Raw genomic sequence first — 18,392 nt, 5'->3', positions numbered from 1 at the left:
TGATTGTAATTTCTGCTTTCAGCACTTATCACGTATGAAAGAAAATTACAGAACCGACTCTAATATAGCTAGAAAAGAAAAAATAGTTGACTCAATCTTTCAGACAAACTTCACATATTTTCCATTTAACGAGGGAAACTAGAAAAAACAGAATGTGGAGGAAGAACATGACAATGAATTTTGAAAATAACAATCACCAATTACCGAGATTTCCAGAACCGTATTGGCGTGACGAAATCAATTTCCCGTCTTTTTCACCTTTAAAAGAAAATATATCTGTCGATGTAGGAATAGTAGGAGCAGGAATTACGGGAATTACACTAGCTTATTTATTAAGTCAAGCCGGGGTGAAAGTGGCATTAATTGATGCTGGCGTGATACTTAATGGGACAACTGGACACACGACGGCGAAGGTTACCGCACAACATGGTGTCATTTATGATGAGTTCATCGGTCACTTAGGTGAAGAAAAAACGAAATTATACTACCATGCTAATGAGCAAGCCCTTGCATTTATTAAAAATACGGTTAACTCCCTAAATATCGATTGTGACTTTAAGGACCAAGATGCCTACATTTATACAAATTCTGAGCAGGAATTAAACAAATTGGAGAAAGAAGCGAAAGCTTACGAACAACTTGGAATTCCAGGTGCACTCTTAGATTCGATGCCTCTACAGCTTCCGATGAAAAAAGCACTAGTGATGAGAAATCAAGCTCAGTTTCACCCGGTTAAATACTTGCTGCCACTCGTTGAAGAAATTCAAAAGGCTGGGGGACAGATTTACGAAAATACAACTGCAGTAAATATTGAGGAAGAAGATCAGCCCAAAATCATAACAAGAAATGGTCAGTACATCGCATGTAAATACGCTGTTTCCTGCTCGCATTTCCCTTTTTATGATGGAATGGGTTTTTATTTCGCAAGAATGCATCCTGAACGATCATATATTGTTGCTGTAAAATCGGAACAGCCGTATCCAGGAGGAATGTACATCACCTCTGAATCACCGACTCGATCGGTTCGGTCAACACCGATCGGAAATGAGGAGCTACTCCTTTTAAGTGGGGATGGGCATAAAACAGGTCACGGTGTAAATACGATCAAACACTATGAAGCACTTGCACAGTTTGGAAAGGATGTACTAGGGGTAGCAGACATTCGCTATCGTTGGTCTGCTCAAGATTTATACACGTTGGATAAAGTTCCGTATGTCGGGCCTATTACATCAACAAAAGAAAACATTCTCGTCGCAACAGGGTATCGCAAATGGGGAATGACGAACAGTACAGCTGCAGCATTGATGTTAAAAGATTTAATTCTAGAAGGAAGACATCTATACGAGGACATCTTTACACCATCACGTTTCAATGCAGACCCTAGCATTAAGGAACTTGTTAAAAAGAATACGGATGTGGCTGTTGAGTTAGTGAAAGGTAAGCTGGAACGCATCAATAAGTTTCCTGAAGACGTAAAAAAGGGAGAAGGTACGCATGTAAAGGTCGATGGAAAAAAAGCTGGTGCTTATCGTGATGAAGATGGAAAGCTCCACTGTGTCGATACAACATGTACGCATATGGGCTGTGAAGTTGAATGGAATGATGGAGATCGCACGTGGGATTGTCCGTGTCATGGTTCGAGGTTTTCGATTGAAGGTGATGTGATTGAAGGACCGGCTGATCAACCATTAAAGAAACTGGCAGTGGATGAATAAAAAATAAAGTATATAACCAAAGAGGCAAAAAAACACAGTCTGGCGATTGTGTTTTTTGTTTTGGCGTATGAAAAAGGGAATTTAGATATAGACGTCGAAATCACTTATCTAACAAAAAGGTAAAAAAGTCATACAGACGCATACACTGTAGTTTTGGATCGTTTTTTGCATAAAAAGGGTCAAGGCAAAGTAAAGGCTGATGGAAAATGACAAATATACAGGGGTGATTGAATGTCTGACATCTATAAAAATTACGATGCTCTAGGGATGGCTGAGCTTGTAAAAACCAAGCAAGTTCAACCGAAAGAGCTATTAGAAGAAGCGATACAAGTAATCGAAGAGCAAAATCCTGCATTAAACGCAGTTATCCATAAAATGTATGAACAAGCTGAGTTTGCGATAGAAAGTAATGAGTGGACTGGACGATTTGCTGGAGTTCCAATGCTTCTAAAGGATATAACGCAAGAAATCGAAGGTGAACCAATTACTTCTGGATCAAAAGCGCTCAGTTCATACCGTGCGAAAAAAGATAATGAATTTGTGAGACGAGTTCGAAATACAGGCGCTGTTTTTGTAGGTGTTACAAATACACCAGAATTTGCATTAATGGGGATTACAGAACCCACTTACTATGGTCCAACAAGAAACCCATGGAACTTAAACTATACCCCAGGTGGCTCAAGCGGCGGTTCAGCAGCAGCTGTTGCAGCAGGGATGGTCCCTATGGCAGGCGCTAATGATGGTGGCGGATCCATTCGCATTCCGGGAGCTTATTGTGGTCTTTTTGGGTTGAAACCGACGAGAGGACGTACACCAGCTGGGCCTATATTCGGGAGACACTGGCAAGGTGCATCTTCAGATCATGTATTAACTAGATCAGTCCGTGACAGTGCTGCGATGCTAGATGAGGTACACGGATTGGAAAAAGGAGCAGCCTTTTATGCACTACCTTTCGACGGAAGCTACCTAGATTGTGTCAATCAACCGGTTGATAAAAAACTTAAAATTGCGTTCACGACCGAGTCACCTTTAGGGACCGAGGTTCATCCAGAGTGTAAGGACGCTGTTTTAAAATCAGTAAAACTTCTTGAAAAGATGGGGCATTTTGTTGAAGAACAGGGGGCGCCAGTAGATGGTAGGAAAATTGCTACTGGTTATTTAACGATGTATTTTGGAGAAGTGGCTGCAACTCTTTCGTCATTAGAAGACGTATTAGGACGAAAAGCTAAAAGTAGTGACGTTGAACCGCAGACTTGGTTATTGGGCTTACTCGGTCGAGCAACGTCTGCAGAAGAGTTCGTGTTAAGCTTAAGAGAATGGGATAAGGCCGCATTTGCAATGGAAGCGTTTCATGAAACGTATGATTTGTACGTGACTCCAACTACTGCATTTCCTCCCGCAAAAATTGGGGAACTTGAGCCGAAACCGATGGAAAAATTATTAATTAATGCGATTGGTTCTATTGGCTTAGGTGGCTTGCTAAAGAAGACAGGTATGGTCGATCAGATTGCTGAGCAAAGCTTAATGCGGACGCCTTTTACTCAACTTGCCAATCTTACAGGACAACCTGCGATGACAGTGCCATTGCATAAGACAAAGGACGGATTACCATGTGGTGTTCAATTTGTAGCAGCAAGAGGAAAAGAAGAACTCCTATATCAACTAGCAGGAGAATTGGAGCAAAGTGATATGTGGATTGATGTTGGACAGGTGAGGAAAGAAAAAAGCTAATTGGATAAACGAGTGTGGTTTCCCAGTTGAGCCAATTAGCTTTATGTAGATTTAGATCTATTTAAAATAATCTTTTTCTAGTGACTGGAGCATTTCCATCGATTTCTTGGCCCAATCACTATTATCTTCTTCAAGCTTTGTATATTGCTTTTTTAAAGCTTCTTTAAGGGATTCCTCGTAAGTAGGAACTTCCCCTTCAAAAGGTTTGACATAAACCGCAGGAATGTTTGTTTGCTCTCGGTGAGCTAATGCTCTGCGTTCGTGAAACAAGGAAACATCTGTTTCTTTTGGGTTATGTAAGTCACCTTGATCAGGATGTTTAAGAACGGCTAAGACTCTTACAACGTACTGTGAGGGTCTGATGTTCGTAATTTCCCCTATGTATTTGCCTGTTTTATAAATACCTGTGACCATTTGGCCAATTTCTAATTGATTTTCCATACACAAACACCTTTTCTTTCTTTTTTACTAATGATATCATATCTAAGGGCTTTGTTCGAAGAATACATAACAGACCTAAATCTCATAATACCCTTAGTATGAACGAGCTGTTACTTAAGGATAATGTTATATTTTAACAAAAGGTGATAGTGGGTTACTTAATCTATCGCTTTTTTATTCATCGTGTGGGCAGAATGTTTACAAGTAAAGGGGAAATACTTTAATAAAAAGGGGGAAATTAAAATGACAGAAGAACAACAAGAACCACAAGAACCACAAGAACCGCAAGTTAATATCGGTGATATCATTCAAATTAATCAAGGGACAGAAAAGGGTGAGCAAGCAAAAGTAATTGCTGTTTATACAAATTCTGTAGCCGTTGAATTAAACAGAAAAGAAAAGAATGGAAACTTGGCTCGAACGGTAATTAATCATAGTAAATATGAAGTGAAATCATAATTACACTATTCAAAGCAGCAACGTACAATGACGTTGCTGCTTTTTTCACACTATAATTGCTTAAACCCTTCTTCATCTAGATACGCCGTTGCCTCACCATAGGTATTAAATGTACCATCTAAGTTTAAACCGGCATACACATTCCACATATCATCTTCGTACAAAAGAGTCAATGTTTGTTTATCACGATTAATCCATGTTTCCTCGGTAGCTTCAACCGGTACTATCTCTTCCGTATTTGGTTCACTATTAAGGATAGTGATGGATTTCTCAATAATATCCTTCAATTGATCAGATGAGAAATCACGAATATTGACCATTCCTTTTTGATCGGTAGAATAGCCTTTCACTTTTCCAATATATACAAATCCATTTCCATTAGGATGAAGATGGTAGACAACATTTTTCTTATCGCTCTTGCTTTCCTCGTACTGAAAGTTCACTCGTCCAAGCGAAACATCTTTTCTTTTTAATTGATCAAATGACTCAATAATAGCTAATTTTTCTTCAAAAGTTAACATAGTGCCTCCAGTTTTTATATGTAGTTTATCCATTATAGCATATCCATCCATTTCCTTTTTATAAAAGGCTCATTTTACAAAGATTTTTGCTCCGTGTGGACCGTAAGCCAAGCGAATGCTTGGCTCTTCACGCTATGCGTGAAGCTTTGGAAAATAAAATAGCCGTTCAGACAAATGAATTTGTTTTGAAAAGGCTATTTTGGTCCAAAAGCAACAAAGTTTAAGAAAGTATCCTTATAAAAAAACAGGAAGAAGTCACAAATGGTGTATGCTTTCTAACAAAAAAGAGAAACTTAATTTTGAAAAATACTTACATGGAGGTACTACTATTTATGAAACGATTACAGTTTGTTCTCGTTGCAGTTGTACTTATGGCTTCGCTTTTTTCTGTACAACCTTCCGCGGACGCACAAATTAAAATGTTTAAAGAACCCCCATTCTCTCACTACAAAGTCTCACGCGGTGATACATTCTGGTTTATCGCCCAACGTTATGGGTTAGACTACCGAGAATTAATGAGACTTAATCCAGATGTAGAGCCAAGAAATATGCACGTAGGTGAAGTGATTCGTTTAAAACCTGATGCAGCTCATCATAGTGCATTCGAAGATCAAGTGGCAGCGCTTGTTAATCAAGAGAGACAAAAAAATGGCTTAAGACCACTTCAGCACCGAGCCGATGTAAAACATGTTGCCCATAAAAAAGCGGAAGACTTAATTAATTCTAATTACTTCGCACATAACAGTCCAAACTATGGTACACCTTTTGATATGTTAAGAACGTTTGGTGTCAGCTATCGTTCAGCTGGAGAAAACATCGCAAAAGGTCAAAGAACACCACAAGAAGTGATGAATGCATGGATGAATTCACCAGGGCACCGTCAAAATATCCTAAACCCTAACTTTGACACAATTGGGGTAGGTTTCTATCACGGTGCATGGGTGCAAATGTTTATTCAAGCAAGATAATAGAATGGATGAAGAGACTGATCCAATTTGGATTAGTCTCTATTTATTTTAGAAAAAGTTCGAAATTTCCTTTTTTTCCAAAACTGTGTTACAATTAAATTTACTTTGAAAGGGTGATGTAATGAAAAGTTATACTATTCAATTGCTTGAAATGGTCAAGGAATCGAAAAGGGCAATTTCTTACGAAGGAGCTGCTAAGAAGTTAAAAGCGAGTAACCCGCAACTCAAAGATACAAGTAATAACACACTCGTTACCAAAAAGGTTTTAGAGATGCTAGTGGAGCGAGGTCAACTTAAGAAAAACAAAACCGGTAATTTTAAATTCTAAAATACAAATAATAATACAAAAGACAACCACTCCTGTGGTTGTCTTTTGTATTAGGCGGTTTGATGATCTGAACTGAATAAGAAATTTAACGATTGAGTGGCGGAATACAGTGAAAGTAAACCATTGCCTTCAGCATATTTACTAAATCCTAGTGGAACCGTACGCCGAATTAATTGTGCATACATTTCTGGTTCTGTTAGCTTTCGCCCAAATTCTCTTTCGCAAATATTAATTAAAAGAGCGATCGCACCTGTAACGTGAGGAGTAGCCATGGAAGTACCGGATAATCGAGCATAGTTACTATCAAGATATGTTGAAAGGATGTTTACGCCTGGTGCGACTAAGTCAATTTCATCGTTTGTATTCGTAAAGGAAGCTAAATTACGGTTGAAATCGACGGCACCAACTTGAACAACTTCTGGATAGTAACCTGGGTAAGCTCGCTGGAGTGTATCTTCTTTTCCATCACCGTCATTTCCAGCAGCACATACAACCATAATGTCATGGCGAACTGCTTCTTTTATCGCTTCGTGGAGCAATGGAATATCGTGAGGTCCGCCTAGTGACATTGAAATGACTCGGACTTTTTCACCGTTGCTCCCCTCCCAATGAATGGCGTAATGAATGGCGTTAATGATCCAATCGTATTTTCCACCACCAGTACCTGAAAGAACTTTCAATATTAAGAGGTCAGCTTTAGGTGCAACTCCTACGACGCCACCGTCATTTAAAGAGGCAGCTATTGTTCCTGCCACATGTGTGCCGTGTCCGTTGTTATCTGCAAAGTTTTCTGGATCACCCCGAAAATCGGTTGTGAAATTAAATCCATCAATAATTCGATCTTGTAAATCAGGATGGTTCATTTGACAGCCAGTATCTAATACCGCGATAACAATGTGATCACCTTGATCCTTGTCCCATATTTGCGGGGCCTCAACCATAACAACTCCCTTTGGAACTTTTTCTTCTGCATATGCAGAAACTTCTTCAACTTGATATGGAATTAAACGAACTTCAGAACTCATAGAACTCCTCCTTTTCATGTCAATTGGTGAACGAACGTATGAAGGAAACAAATTTTAGCATTTGGTAGTTAATAGTTTGGATAACATTTTTACACTTATATAAACAAAATTACCATTGGCTGATTGTTTATCCTTTGTTTCGTTAGTAAAATGAAAATAAAGCTGTTGGTGGTGAATATGGAAACGATACAAGTTGGAAAGGCCATTAGAGAGTTAAGGAATTATTTGCGCCTGTCTCAAAAAGAATTAGCCGAAGGAATTTGTACTCAATCTCTGATCAGTCAAATTGAATGTGGGGATGTTTCGCCATCTGCAGATGTGCTTTATAAGATAGCTAACCGATTTGGAGTGGATATTAATTATTTTTTTGATATAACGGATTGTCCACGATTAGATTATGTGCAAGAAGTTTTCTTCCAAATCCGCCAAGAAGTAAGAAAGCGAAATTACAGGTCGGTTTCAAAGATGATTGAGAGTGAGATGTCAAACCCCTTATTTCAAACGAAGGTAAATCAACAATTTATGCTATGGCATCAAGCGATTTGTTTATTTTATATTCACGGGGATGCTATTCAGTCTCTTGAGATGTTAAAAGGAGCTGTTGAACATACCGATACAACATCTAAGACTTTTTCGGAGAGGCAAATTGAGATCTTAACGAGTATCGCGATTATCTACAGTGAAATTAGTGATTTTAAGAATTCCATCTCGCACTATGAAATGGCACTGTTTCATCTAAAAAAGCGACCGGTTGTCCAAGATAAAAGTATAAAAATAAGAATTTTATACAATTATGCGAAGACGCTAACAACTTACCGTGACTATCAACGTTCCTTAGATCAAGTCAACCGAGGAATTAAGTTATGCATCGAACACGAAATCATGTGTCTATTCGGTGAGTTACACTTTCAAAAGGGAAAGAATTTGATTGGCTTAGATCATATACAAAAAGGAATACAGTACTTAGAGAAAGCCAAAATGATATTTGAATTAGAAGGAAACGAACCATTTGCAACGATTGTCAGAAATGAAATTATCACTTATACGAATGTTGGATGAACAGCAAACCACCCCACAACGATCATTTTTTTATTTTCTCAATTAGAAGAATGACTAGGTTTACAAGAGTTAATAAAAATACACCGGTTGCTAAGAATACCGTCATTGCATCCACTGTTATCACCCCTTTCTACGGGGGATTATTGGCTGTTCATCATGGGATTGTAGACGACATCTTTCATACTTTTTATGAACTCCTTTTTATAGTTTAGGTTGACTTCTCCTAAAAGTTTTAGGTACTAAGTCTTTGATTGAAGTTTCTTTTAGTCATTAAGGTGGTGCGAAGTCAACCATGATCCATGATGCTTTAATGACGATGAGGTAAATCCTCCTGAATTTTAATTGGAGAAGAGGTTGGTTCTGCATCTATGTTACTAAAGCCAGTTAACCCTAGTACGATCGCTAACCCAGCAATGCAATGAAGTAAGAACTTTTTCAATTTCAATCCCCCTTGAAATATAGTTTAGTATTCTCTATGTTCAATATATCGCATTTCAGAATTTTCTGTATTTTAATTCTCCTAGGCTCTCCCTGTGTTTATTCATCTTTTACGAGGGTTAGCTCTTCAAAATGAAATGAGATATAAATATATTGATTTTTTTAGACGAATTCCTACAATCTTTCTTTTGTAGGTGAAAAAACTCTTATGTAAATTTAGTATTGAACGTTTTTTTCATAATAATATTAGTCTGTTTTCGTAAACTTTGTTGCTATTGGACCGTTTTTTGAATATAAATCAGCCATAATGGATAAATTCATTTATCCACCTGGCTGATTTATATTCAAAAGATTCACGCTAAAGCGTGAAGAACCAAGCTTTCGCTTGGTTACGGTCCAATAGCTAAAAGCAACATTCTTTTAGAAAAGAGCCTAATATTAAAAAAGGATTTTATTAGTTAGGAAATGTAAAAAAAGGAATGAACACAATGGGGCTAACTAAAGAGTTGTTAAATTAATGAGTGTAGCCGAGGACAGCTTATAAATACTGATGTTAAACATACATAACAGAAAAGGATGCCTTATCACCCTCTTCTGTTAGATGACCTAATAATTGTAAAAAATAGGGTATTATGCAGCTTCTAGTTCCTTTTTTAATTCCAACCAATCCTCATTTGACAATACGGAAGCGGCTAATTCACAGGCCGCTTGATATGCTTCAGGTGGTGCAAATTTTTTCATTCCACCTAACATTTCAACACGTTCATAAATATTTTGGCCTGGGATCATATATTTAAAATAATCCATTAATATTTCTTGCGGAATGGAAGAACGGATTGCGACAGTAACTTCCATAAGATCTTCTACTGATAATTTTCCCCATAGTATATTCATGACGTCAACTTCTTCTGTTTGTAAATGGTTTAAATAGGCTGCTAGAAATTTGTTATAACCATAGACAAACTTAACACCAAGTTCTCTACGCAAATCTATAGAGCTGTTGTTAATTTCATTAATTAAATGTTCTAGTTGGATTAATAGAACATCTGTTGCTTCGTGCTCTGCTTCCATTTTTTCAGCGACTTCTGGAGCATACTTTTCAATGATAGGGTGAACATGTTCATCTTCATGCTCAGCATGTGAGTGCAATACAGCACAAAGAGTGTTAAACTCCTTTGAGAATTCCTTAAGCTTTCTTTCATTCTCAAAGTTTAATTGATTAACGTGGTTTAATAAATTACCTAATGCAAACCTTAGTCCTTTGTGAACAGGCATGAATAACTCATATTTTACCATATAAATTCCTCCTTAAGAAAAAAATACCATACTAGCATACTACAAAATACCTAAAAATAGAATGGTTTAGTTGTAAAAATATTAGAAAGTAGATAGAAATACTTACTATTAAAAATAGAGGTGCGTATTTATGGTGAAATTTAAAGAACTATACTAATCTTGCGGTATATATTGAATGTTTTGTAATACTTCTGTTTCAAACTCTGAGTTCAAAAATACAGATTAACAACAATAAACTCTAACACAATCAAAAAAAGAGGGGGAGAAATATGAAAGAAAAAGACCGTGTCATTCGTCAATTTAATGAAACATCAGATGGATATTTAACAAGTATTGTTCATGCAAAAGGAAAAGATTTAGGGTGGATTGGCGAAGTGGTGAGTAGAGGTAAACGTGAAAAAGCGTTAGATGTTGCAACTGGAGCAGGTCATACAGCCCTCTTACTAAGTCAACTAGTCAAGCATGTTGTGGCGGTTGATTTGACGCCAAATATGCTTAAGTTAGCAGAAAGTCAGGCCAAAAAAAGCGGTAGCGATAATATTTCGTTTGCATTAGGTGATGTTGAAAAACTCGCATTTAAAAGTGATGAGTTTGATAATGTTACGTGTCGCATTGCTGCTCATCATTTTCCGAATCTAAAACAAGCGATAAAAGAAATGCACCGAGTTCTAGCCACTGACGGGTCTCTTATCATTGTAGATAATTATATACCCGAGAATAGTGGAAAGGACAACAGAATGAATACCATTGAAAAGTTACGGGATCCTTCTCACCATGAATGTATTTCGTTAACAAAGTGGGAAGAGCTTTTTCACAATGTTGGATTTACAGAAGTAGACTGTTATAAAACGTGGACCTCTTCTATGGATGTAAATGAGTGGATTGATCGTGCCAAACCATCGAGAGGTAATCGGGAGAAAATTTATGAACTAATCGACAATGAGAACTTAACTTGGATAAACAGACAACAAGTTCATCTACAAAAAGTAATGTGGGTATGTTCAAAGTAATATCGAGGTGGTGTAATGATGTTTAAAACAGTACTTGTCGGTCTCATGACGTTCTTTCTTGTGAGTGGTTTTTTTATTGGAATAGGATATATGTTTGAAATTCAATCATTGATGTTCAGCTTTTACGAGGAGACACCAACTGGTTTTACGGCAGGAGGTTCGGTATTGTCATTTATCATTGGTCTCATATGCAGTTTCGTCGTCGGGAATTTCTATCAGAGGAAAGTGTCTCATTAAAAGGTTGTATTCTGCTGAAGAAAGAGTATAATAGTAATGTTGTAATTTCTATGATAATATAATAAAAATAGTTCAATAGAAATTCCGGACGTCTTGGATGGTCGGTAGAGGTTCTAGCTCAACCCTCTATAAAAAACTAAGAAGAACAGGACTTCTTAGAGGTGCTGTTTTTTCGTTTGTAAAGGAGTTTTAACATTGATGAAAAATGAAAAAGCAATCGTTGTGTTTAGTGGTGGTCAAGATAGTACCACCTGTTTATTTTGGGCATTAAAACAATTCAAAGAAGTAGAAACTGTAACTTTTGATTATAATCAGCGTCATGATGATGAAATAGAATGCGCCAAGGCGATTTCAGCAGAATTAGGCGTAAAACATCATGTCCTTGATATGTCATTATTAAATCAATTAGCACCGAGTGCATTAACTCGGGATGATATAGAAGTAAAAGCAGGAGAAAATGGTGATCTTCCATCTACTTTTGTTCCAGGTAGGAACTTAATCTTTTTATCGTTTGCTGGGATTTTAGCCAGTCAAGTTAACGCAAAACATATTATAACGGGCGTTTGCGAAACTGATTTTAGTGGATATCCGGACTGTCGAGATGCATTCGTTAAGTCATTGAATGTTTCGCTTAATTTATCTATGGACCAACAATTTGTTATTCATACCCCGTTGATGTGGTTGAATAAAGCTGAAACATGGAAGCTTGCTGATGACTTAGGTGCACTCGAATTTGTTCGAAAGAAAACGTTAACGTGTTATAACGGGATCATTGGTGATGGTTGCGGGGAATGTCCTGCTTGTGAATTACGTTTGAAAGGTTATGAGGAGTTTTTGCAGATGAGAGAGGAGCGAGCTTAGATGATACAACAGTTTTATCCGCAAGTCCCACACGATTACCGCTATGAATTAAATAAAGATTTCAATTTCTCGGCAGCTCATTTTATTCCTCATGATGAAGCTGGTCATTGTAAAAATGTTCACGGCCATACGTATTTTGTGAATGTTACAGTAGCTGGTGATACGTTAAATGACAGTGGCTTTCTCGTGAACTTTCAAATAATTAAAAAATTAGTCCATGGTCGTTATGACCACACGGTTCTTAATGACTTCACAGAAGACTTTAACGATCAACAGTCGGAGCATTTCCCGACAACTGAAGTTGTAGCACGGACGATTTGGGAGAATATTCAACACTACCTAGATCAATTAACTAATAAACCAAGGTGTATTCAAGTCGTTGTTCGAGAAACCCCGACGAGCTATGTTGTATATCGACCGAAAAAAGGTGACTTCGATGGCGAATAATATCCCTGTAATAGAAATCTTTGGTCCTACTATTCAAGGAGAAGGTATGGTTATCGGCCGTAAAACGATGTTTGTTCGAACGGCAGGATGTGACTATCGGTGTTCATGGTGTGATTCTGCTTTTACTTGGGACGGATCGGCAAAAGACCAAATTCAACAAATGAGCGCTGATCAATTATACGCTGAACTGAAAAATATCGGTGAGGATCGTTTTGATCATGTTACGATATCAGGTGGAAATCCCGCCTTGTATGCTTCTATCGATGAGCTAATTGATGTTCTTCAAGGAGAGCAAATTAAAATCGGATTAGAGACACAAGGAAGTAAATGGCAAGATTGGTTTACGAAAGTTGATGACTTAACGATATCCCCAAAACCACCCAGTTCAGGAATGGAAACGAACTTTGAAGTGCTTGATGAGATCATAGATCAGTTAAAGAAAAATCATAGACTGGAAGATCACGTGAGTTTAAAAGTCGTCGTATTTAATGATGAAGATTTTAACTATGCAAAGAATGTTCATTTACGATATAAAGAGATCCCATTCTTCTTGCAAGTCGGCAACGTTGACTTACACGATATCGAGCCAACCGAATTGATGCAAAAGTTAATTGGAAGCTACGAGCAATTAATTGAAAAAGTAATTGCTTCAAAAGAATTGAACGAAGTAAAGGTGTTACCACAACTCCATACCTTATTATGGGGAAATAAACGTGGGGTTTAATCCTAACGCATGGGAGTATGTATTTACTTTCATGCGTTTTTTTGAGTGTACACAGGACCTGTAACTCATTTCTATTCCTTGAACGAGTTCTTCTCTTGTAATTCACAAGTTCACATTTTCGCAAATAAGTGTGGCAAATCGGACAATATATTTTTTAAACGGACAATAAAATCCCAAATTGGACAATAAATTTAAAAACCGGACAATAAGTTAGTGAAAGCCGACAATAAATTGGGAAATTAGATATTAATCTAATTTTCATTTGAAGAATCAGCTTGAGAATCTGTTTATAAAAATTTGTTCTGTATTATAGCAGGGAATAGTAGCGGTATTTAGCTATTTTTATCAAAAAATCGTGATTATTTAGAAAATAGTAGGTTATCGACTAGGTGTAATCTCCACGCATCCCCATGTTTAAACTGACCCTTGAAAAGTATGAACATATTTGTTAAGGTTTAACTATGTTGTATTGCAAAATAGTGAAGCGGTACATTTTATTTTTATTAACTATCTTGTAAAACAATATAGAGACCAATATTATTCGCACATGGATATGTTTTGTGACTTTTTATGCTTCGTATCTTGCATTGCAAGGTACCTGGAGCACTGGAGGTGAACTTTTGTCGACAAGTCAGATGTTGAAAGGTATCTTAGAAGGCTGCTTACTTCAAGTCATTTCAAATGGAGAAACTTATGGTTATGAGATGATTGAAAAGCTTGAATCCTATGGGTTTACAATGGTTAGCGAAGGAAGCATATACCCTTTATTATTACGCATGAAAAAAGAAAATCTTGTAGCAACGAGCTTAAAAGCTTCACCATCGGGACCAAAAAGGAAGTACTATACGCTAACACCCGAAGGTTATAAAGAGCTAGAAAATTTTAAAGTACGATGGAACGATCTATCATCAAGTGTTACGAAACTATTCAATGAAAACAAAGGTGAGTGAAAATATGGAGCTTTCAAAGAACAGTCAACAGTTTTTAGATAATTTACGGTTGTACTTGTTTTCAACGGGAAGGAACATGGATGAAATTAATGAAGTCGTCGAAGAATTGGAGGATCATCTCCGAGAAGCGGAACAAAACGGAAAAGATATTGAGCACATTATCGGGCAATCTCCTAAATCGTATATGGAAATGATCGCTAGTGAAATGAACGTCGATTATAGAGGATGGTTCAAACTCATACCGATATTTATGGTCGGTGTATTTGCTTTCATTCTATTAGGTGATGCAGTAAGAAACGACCTCAACTATTCTATTATTCAATTAGTTGGTTTTCCTGTCGTTAGTTTAGCGTTACTTGGCGCAACTCTTTTTACATATAAGTTTATTGCGCAGAAAAAACGATCGACGATGAAGCAATACATGATATTAACAACATTAGGAATGGTATCTATTATCCTGTTTGTCGGGATCATCTTTTTAAATAGACTCTACGGAACACCGTTATTTTATGTCAATGCAATGGGAACGTTTGTTGTTGCGAGTCTTGCAATTGTTACATTAATTCTAGTTGCTTTATGGAGTAAAACATGGCTCCCCATTTTGGTTCCAATTTTCTTGTATGTACCAGAAGTGGTTCTTAATTTTTTTCCGCTATCTGAAGAAGTGCGATTGATTGTCACCCAAATTATAGTATTTATTGGACTAGGGGTTTACTTTTTTATCTTATTAACAAAAGAGAAGTCGACGGGAAAGAAATAGGAAAGTTTATTAAGCGTTGTTGTCCAAGATTGTTGCTTTCGTGAGATAGTGCCGTGAAGAGCAATACTTTATTGGAATGTCTCACAAGTTAAGTTTGCCCCATTGGCCCGATGAATGTCATTGTCATTGTTTTTGTTATTGTTATTGAATCCTCCTAGCAGGGTACGTAGCTTTGTAACTACATCATATACGATCAGCCAGGTCAGGAACGATAGACATCTTTTAAAATGTGTAAAAGGCTAAAGGAAAATAGAGGATCAAAATAGAAGTAATTAGTACTAGTTTTGCCTTGAATGGGGGATTAGGGTGAATATACTACTAGAAGATATCCAAATATTTCTACTTAACCTATCTTTTGTCTTTTTTTTGTACTTTTTATACCATAAATTCATTGAAAGACATTCACACCGTATTTCGAATGAAATTTTTGTAGCCGTAATATCTGGTATCTCTATTATTCTATGTATGACATTTACGATTTCACCTGTGCCTTCTTTTATTTTTGACATGCGCCAGCTACCTTTAATTATCGGAGCTTTGTATGGTGGTCGAAGAGTTCTAATTTTTCTCGTTATTACGTTGTTAAGCTATCGTTACTTCATAGGAATGGATGAAGGCTATTATGCTTCAATCATCATTTATTCCATTTTAGCTATTATTCTCTGGTACCTTATTCCTCGGTTTACAAAAATGATTCAGATTAAAGACAAGGTCAAAATTGCTGCAGTAGCTGCTAGTTTTGGAATAGTTTTAATTCTCACTTTGATCTTTCTTATTAGTCCCAATGCTAGTCCAATTAAGTTAGTTTTTACAGTTGTATTGTATGGAACGCAATTTATCGGAATTCTCTTTTTTGTTACTTTAATCGAACGTGCCCGAACGGAACGTATGATATTAGAAGAACTCAAAAAACTAGAGAAATTAAAAATTGTAAGCGAAATTGCTGCAAGTATTTCTCATGAAGTTCGTAATCCATTAACGGTAACGAGAGGGTTTATTCAATTATTAAGAGAATCAAATATTCCGGACGATAAAAAGCAAATGTATGTCCGATTATCACTGGAAGAGTTAGATCGGGCCGAAGAAATAATTACGGATTATTTAACGTTTGCCAAGCCTTCGTTAGAAAATGTCCAAATGTTAGAACTACAAGATGAACTCCAATACGTATTAAAAGTAGTTTCTCCTTATGCGACAATGAATAGTGTCCACATCAATTTTAAATCTGTTTCAAATCTTTTTATTGCTGGAGAAAAGCAAAAGTTTCATCAATGCTTCATTAATTTGGCTAAGAATGCGATTGAAGCAATGCCAGAGGGTGGAAAATTAACCGTTTCCGTAGAACAAGAAGACGATAAAGCGATTATTCTAATTCAAGATTCGGGTGTTGGCATGACTGAGGAGCAGCTCAGTCGATTAGGAACACCATATTACTCCACGAAAGAAAAAGGGACCGGTCTAGGAACGATGGTTGTTTTTAGTATTATTAAGGTGATGCATGGTGAGATTTCAATAAAAAGTAAAGTCGGGGAAGGAACGTGTTTCACATTAGCCTTTCCAATCGTAAATAAATAAAGCATACTTTCTCTAATCAGATTTCTGAATTTTTTTTAAAATGAATAAACTGGATAGAAAGGTAATAAAAAGCAAAAGTCACATACTTTAATAAGGGGGCCTAAAATGGACAAAGGTGAACGAAACGTACCAAGATTATTAAAAGAATTTGACTTTGAAGTGGAGCGGGGAAAAATTGCTGAATTTGCCATTGCAACAGGCGCACAAGATATCGATCTATTTATGAGTAAGGAAGCTGCTAATAAAGCAGGATATCCAGATGTACCAGTGCCATTAACATTTGGAATCGTACCGGAGATGTGGAAGGGACTCGATTTTGAAGATATCATCGCGGAATTGAACCTCACGTTAACTCGTGTTCTACATGGCAGTCAGTCATACACGTATCATAAACCGATATTTGCAGGAGACCATTTATTTGGAAAAACCTTTCTCGTTGGTGAGAAACAACGAAAGGGTCTTTCAATCTACTCATTTGAAACCGTTTTCTTTAATGACAAAGAAGAGTTATTGTTAGAGTGCAAATCGGTAGTAATTGAAAGAGGTGAGGGTCGATGAGTCAAGTCAAAACGAGCGATTTTATTACAGTAACTCGAGAACAACTTGTCCGGTATGCCGGAGCCTCAGGTGATTTTAATCCAATTCACACAAACATGATATTAGCAAAAGACAGTGGTCTTCCAGACGTCATTGCTCAAGGTATGTACATTATGGGGCTCACTGGTACACACCTTACCAAATGGTTTGGGATCCACAAAGTGAAACAATTTGATGTGAAGTTTACAGCAATGACACTGCCAGGAGAGGAAGTTCAAGTGACTTGCACCCTCCAAGACGAAACGTCAGGTGAAGTCATTGTAAGGAACCGAAACCAAGAAGTGAAATTAAGAGGTTTAATTCAATTGAATTAAAACGGCTATGTCCAAGAAAGGAAAGGGGGAATTAGATTGAAGAAGTTACATATTCCATCGATGGTAAAAAACAATCAGAAAATCCAAAAAAGGAGAAATCAAATCTTAGCAGCTTCCATTCAACCATTTAAACAAAAAGGTTTTCATCGAACGACCACGAGGGAAATTGCTGAAAACGCAGGAATGAGTTTTGGTGCCATTTATGAGTATGTAGAGAGTAAAGAGGACATTTTATACTTATTCTTTGAATCCCTTTATGACCAATTAAATACGATTTTAAAAAGGAGAGTAAGTGATCAGTTTAAAGGTCACGATCGGATTAGATCGTTTGTGAAAGAATATTTTCACGTCATTAACGAAATATGGGATGAAACGAGCATTATGTATAGTGAGTCACGATCTTTACCGAAACCTTATTTAGAATATGTATTGTCTAAAGAAAATGATTTTGTTCAATATGTCATGGGTATTTTCTCTAAGGCGCTGAAGGAAGAAAAGATTTCACTTTGTGAAGATGATATTTACTTATTAACTCATAATATTATTGTTCAAGGCCATATGTGGGCATTTAGAGGGTGGGCATTAAGAAAGAGGTATACATTGGAGAAATATATTGATATCCAATCTAAAACGATTATCGGCAGCATATTGGCCTTAACTGAATAAATGGGATGGGAGCTCAGCTGTTGAGCTCTTTTTGTTTTTACATTCTGAATACACTTTGCTATTATTCTATTGAACATAAGAATAGAGAGCCATGGACAAAAGCCATGACTCAAAAGGGTTGCTACTTAAAATACGTCTTATCGTGATACAAGTTTGCTAGTATGTGAGTTTTATACAACTCGAGTTTCCGTCCATCAATAGAACGGATCCCGCGTTCTTTTAACTTTTGTACATACCAACCTTTGCTTCCAACGTGCATAACGATCATCC

The 18,392-nt window shown here is 36.9% G+C and carries 23 protein-coding genes and 1 riboswitch; of the genes, 17 read left to right on the top strand and 6 right to left on the bottom strand.

Annotated elements, in window-relative coordinates; genetic code table 11:
* Nucleotides 1–167: 167 nt before the first annotated feature.
* Together ACNSTQ_RS08685 and ACNSTQ_RS08680 are read left to right on the top strand one after the other, a co-directional pair.
* A complete protein-coding gene (locus ACNSTQ_RS08685; RefSeq protein ID WP_418199463.1) occupies nt 168–1,715 on the top strand; it encodes an FAD-dependent oxidoreductase in 1,548 nt (515 codons plus the stop codon).
* Between the two features lie 231 nt (nt 1,716–1,946).
* Nucleotides 1,947–3,446, top strand: a complete 1,500-nt coding sequence (locus tag ACNSTQ_RS08680; RefSeq protein ID WP_418199462.1) for an amidase — start codon at nt 1,947–1,949, stop codon at nt 3,444–3,446.
* 57 nt (nt 3,447–3,503) lie between these two features.
* Here ACNSTQ_RS08680 and ACNSTQ_RS08675 read toward each other — a convergent pair whose 3' ends face one another.
* Nucleotides 3,504–3,887, bottom strand: coding sequence for a kinase-associated lipoprotein B (locus tag ACNSTQ_RS08675; protein ID WP_418199461.1), 384 nt, complete (start codon nt 3,885–3,887; stop codon nt 3,504–3,506).
* A 243-nt stretch (nt 3,888–4,130) separates the two neighbouring features.
* On the opposite strand from ACNSTQ_RS08675, the gene ACNSTQ_RS08670 reads away from it, so the two are divergent.
* Nucleotides 4,131–4,346, top strand: a complete 216-nt coding sequence (locus tag ACNSTQ_RS08670; RefSeq protein ID WP_418199460.1) for a DUF2187 family protein — start codon at nt 4,131–4,133, stop codon at nt 4,344–4,346.
* A 50-nt stretch (nt 4,347–4,396) separates the two neighbouring features.
* Here the strand turns inward: ACNSTQ_RS08670 and ACNSTQ_RS08665 are convergent, their stop codons facing one another.
* Nucleotides 4,397–4,867 (bottom strand): hypothetical protein, encoded by a 471-nt coding sequence (locus ACNSTQ_RS08665; RefSeq protein WP_418199459.1) that lies wholly within the window; start codon nt 4,865–4,867, stop codon nt 4,397–4,399.
* A 332-nt stretch (nt 4,868–5,199) separates the two neighbouring features.
* On the opposite strand from ACNSTQ_RS08665, the gene ACNSTQ_RS08660 reads away from it, so the two are divergent.
* On the top strand, nt 5,200–5,835 hold the full coding sequence (locus ACNSTQ_RS08660) for a CAP domain-containing protein (protein WP_418199458.1): 636 nt from the start codon (nt 5,200–5,202) through the stop codon (nt 5,833–5,835).
* Nucleotides 5,836–5,956: 121 nt separating this feature from the next.
* Nucleotides 5,957–6,163, top strand: a complete 207-nt coding sequence (locus tag ACNSTQ_RS08655; RefSeq protein WP_418199457.1) for a hypothetical protein — start codon at nt 5,957–5,959, stop codon at nt 6,161–6,163.
* A 50-nt stretch (nt 6,164–6,213) separates the two neighbouring features.
* On the opposite strand, the gene ACNSTQ_RS08650 is transcribed toward ACNSTQ_RS08655, so the two are convergent.
* Nucleotides 6,214–7,188: a S8 family peptidase gene (locus tag ACNSTQ_RS08650; protein WP_418199456.1), complete on the bottom strand. Its 975-nt coding sequence runs from the start codon at nt 7,186–7,188 to the stop codon at nt 6,214–6,216.
* A 177-nt stretch (nt 7,189–7,365) separates the two neighbouring features.
* Between ACNSTQ_RS08650 and ACNSTQ_RS08645 the strand changes: the two genes are divergently transcribed.
* Nucleotides 7,366–8,247: a helix-turn-helix domain-containing protein gene (locus tag ACNSTQ_RS08645; protein WP_418199455.1), complete on the top strand. Its 882-nt coding sequence runs from the start codon at nt 7,366–7,368 to the stop codon at nt 8,245–8,247.
* A gap of 307 nt (nt 8,248–8,554) precedes the next feature.
* Here the strand turns inward: ACNSTQ_RS08645 and ACNSTQ_RS08640 are convergent, their stop codons facing one another.
* Nucleotides 8,555–8,686: a hypothetical protein gene (locus tag ACNSTQ_RS08640; RefSeq protein WP_418199454.1), complete on the bottom strand. Its 132-nt coding sequence runs from the start codon at nt 8,684–8,686 to the stop codon at nt 8,555–8,557.
* 629 nt (nt 8,687–9,315) lie between these two features.
* On the bottom strand, nt 9,316–9,981 hold the full coding sequence (locus ACNSTQ_RS08635) for a hemerythrin domain-containing protein (RefSeq protein WP_418199453.1): 666 nt from the start codon (nt 9,979–9,981) through the stop codon (nt 9,316–9,318).
* Nucleotides 9,982–10,250: 269 nt separating this feature from the next.
* Here ACNSTQ_RS08635 and ACNSTQ_RS08630 point away from each other — a divergent pair, with 269 nt between their 5' ends.
* The 11 genes from ACNSTQ_RS08630 (at nt 10,251) to ACNSTQ_RS08580 (ending at nt 18,122) form a co-directional block, all read left to right on the top strand.
* Nucleotides 10,251–10,991 carry a class I SAM-dependent methyltransferase gene (locus ACNSTQ_RS08630; protein WP_418199452.1) on the top strand — a complete coding sequence of 247 codons (741 nt, stop codon included), beginning with the start codon at nt 10,251–10,253 and terminating at the stop codon, nt 10,989–10,991.
* Nucleotides 10,992–11,009: 18 nt separating this feature from the next.
* Nucleotides 11,010–11,228: a hypothetical protein gene (locus tag ACNSTQ_RS08625; RefSeq protein ID WP_418199451.1), complete on the top strand. Its 219-nt coding sequence runs from the start codon at nt 11,010–11,012 to the stop codon at nt 11,226–11,228.
* 101 nt (nt 11,229–11,329) lie between these two features.
* Nucleotides 11,330–11,374: riboswitch (PreQ1 riboswitch) on the top strand.
* Nucleotides 11,375–11,426: 52 nt separating this feature from the next.
* On the top strand, nt 11,427–12,089 hold the full coding sequence (gene queC / locus ACNSTQ_RS08620; protein WP_418199450.1) for a 7-cyano-7-deazaguanine synthase QueC: 663 nt from the start codon (nt 11,427–11,429) through the stop codon (nt 12,087–12,089).
* Nucleotides 12,090–12,536, top strand: coding sequence for a 6-carboxytetrahydropterin synthase QueD (gene queD, locus ACNSTQ_RS08615; RefSeq protein ID WP_418199449.1), 447 nt, complete (start codon nt 12,090–12,092; stop codon nt 12,534–12,536).
* Nucleotides 12,526–13,260: a 7-carboxy-7-deazaguanine synthase QueE gene (gene queE / locus ACNSTQ_RS08610; RefSeq protein ID WP_418199448.1), complete on the top strand. Its 735-nt coding sequence runs from the start codon at nt 12,526–12,528 to the stop codon at nt 13,258–13,260. Before queD ends, queE begins: the two co-directional genes overlap by 11 nt.
* A 620-nt stretch (nt 13,261–13,880) precedes the next feature.
* Nucleotides 13,881–14,210, top strand: coding sequence for a PadR family transcriptional regulator (locus tag ACNSTQ_RS08605; protein ID WP_418199447.1), 330 nt, complete (start codon nt 13,881–13,883; stop codon nt 14,208–14,210).
* A gap of 4 nt (nt 14,211–14,214) precedes the next feature.
* On the top strand, nt 14,215–14,970 hold the full coding sequence (locus tag ACNSTQ_RS08600) for an HAAS domain-containing protein (protein WP_418199446.1): 756 nt from the start codon (nt 14,215–14,217) through the stop codon (nt 14,968–14,970).
* 306 nt (nt 14,971–15,276) lie between these two features.
* Nucleotides 15,277–16,545, top strand: coding sequence for an ATP-binding protein (locus tag ACNSTQ_RS08595; protein ID WP_418199445.1), 1,269 nt, complete (start codon nt 15,277–15,279; stop codon nt 16,543–16,545).
* Nucleotides 16,546–16,650: 105 nt separating this feature from the next.
* Nucleotides 16,651–17,103 carry an FAS1-like dehydratase domain-containing protein gene (locus ACNSTQ_RS08590; RefSeq protein WP_418199444.1) on the top strand — a complete coding sequence of 151 codons (453 nt, stop codon included), beginning with the start codon at nt 16,651–16,653 and terminating at the stop codon, nt 17,101–17,103.
* A complete protein-coding gene (locus ACNSTQ_RS08585; protein ID WP_418199443.1) occupies nt 17,100–17,456 on the top strand; it encodes a MaoC/PaaZ C-terminal domain-containing protein in 357 nt (118 codons plus the stop codon). Before ACNSTQ_RS08590 ends, ACNSTQ_RS08585 begins: the two co-directional genes overlap by 4 nt.
* 36 nt (nt 17,457–17,492) lie before the next feature.
* A complete protein-coding gene (locus ACNSTQ_RS08580; RefSeq protein ID WP_418199442.1) occupies nt 17,493–18,122 on the top strand; it encodes a TetR/AcrR family transcriptional regulator in 630 nt (209 codons plus the stop codon).
* A gap of 121 nt (nt 18,123–18,243) precedes the next feature.
* Here the strand turns inward: ACNSTQ_RS08580 and ACNSTQ_RS08575 are convergent, their stop codons facing one another.
* Nucleotides 18,244–18,381 carry a YflJ family protein gene (locus tag ACNSTQ_RS08575; protein ID WP_418199502.1) on the bottom strand — a complete coding sequence of 46 codons (138 nt, stop codon included), beginning with the start codon at nt 18,379–18,381 and terminating at the stop codon, nt 18,244–18,246.
* Between the last annotated feature and the right edge of the window lie 11 nt (nt 18,382–18,392).

This window comes from Alkalihalobacterium sp. APHAB7 (assembly GCF_048323755.1).
In the GTDB taxonomy this organism is placed as follows: Bacteria; Bacillota; Bacilli; order Bacillales; family Bacillaceae_F; genus Alkalihalobacterium.
The sequence above is the reverse complement of the archived record's forward strand: the minus strand, read 5'-3'. Positions and strand labels throughout refer to the sequence as shown.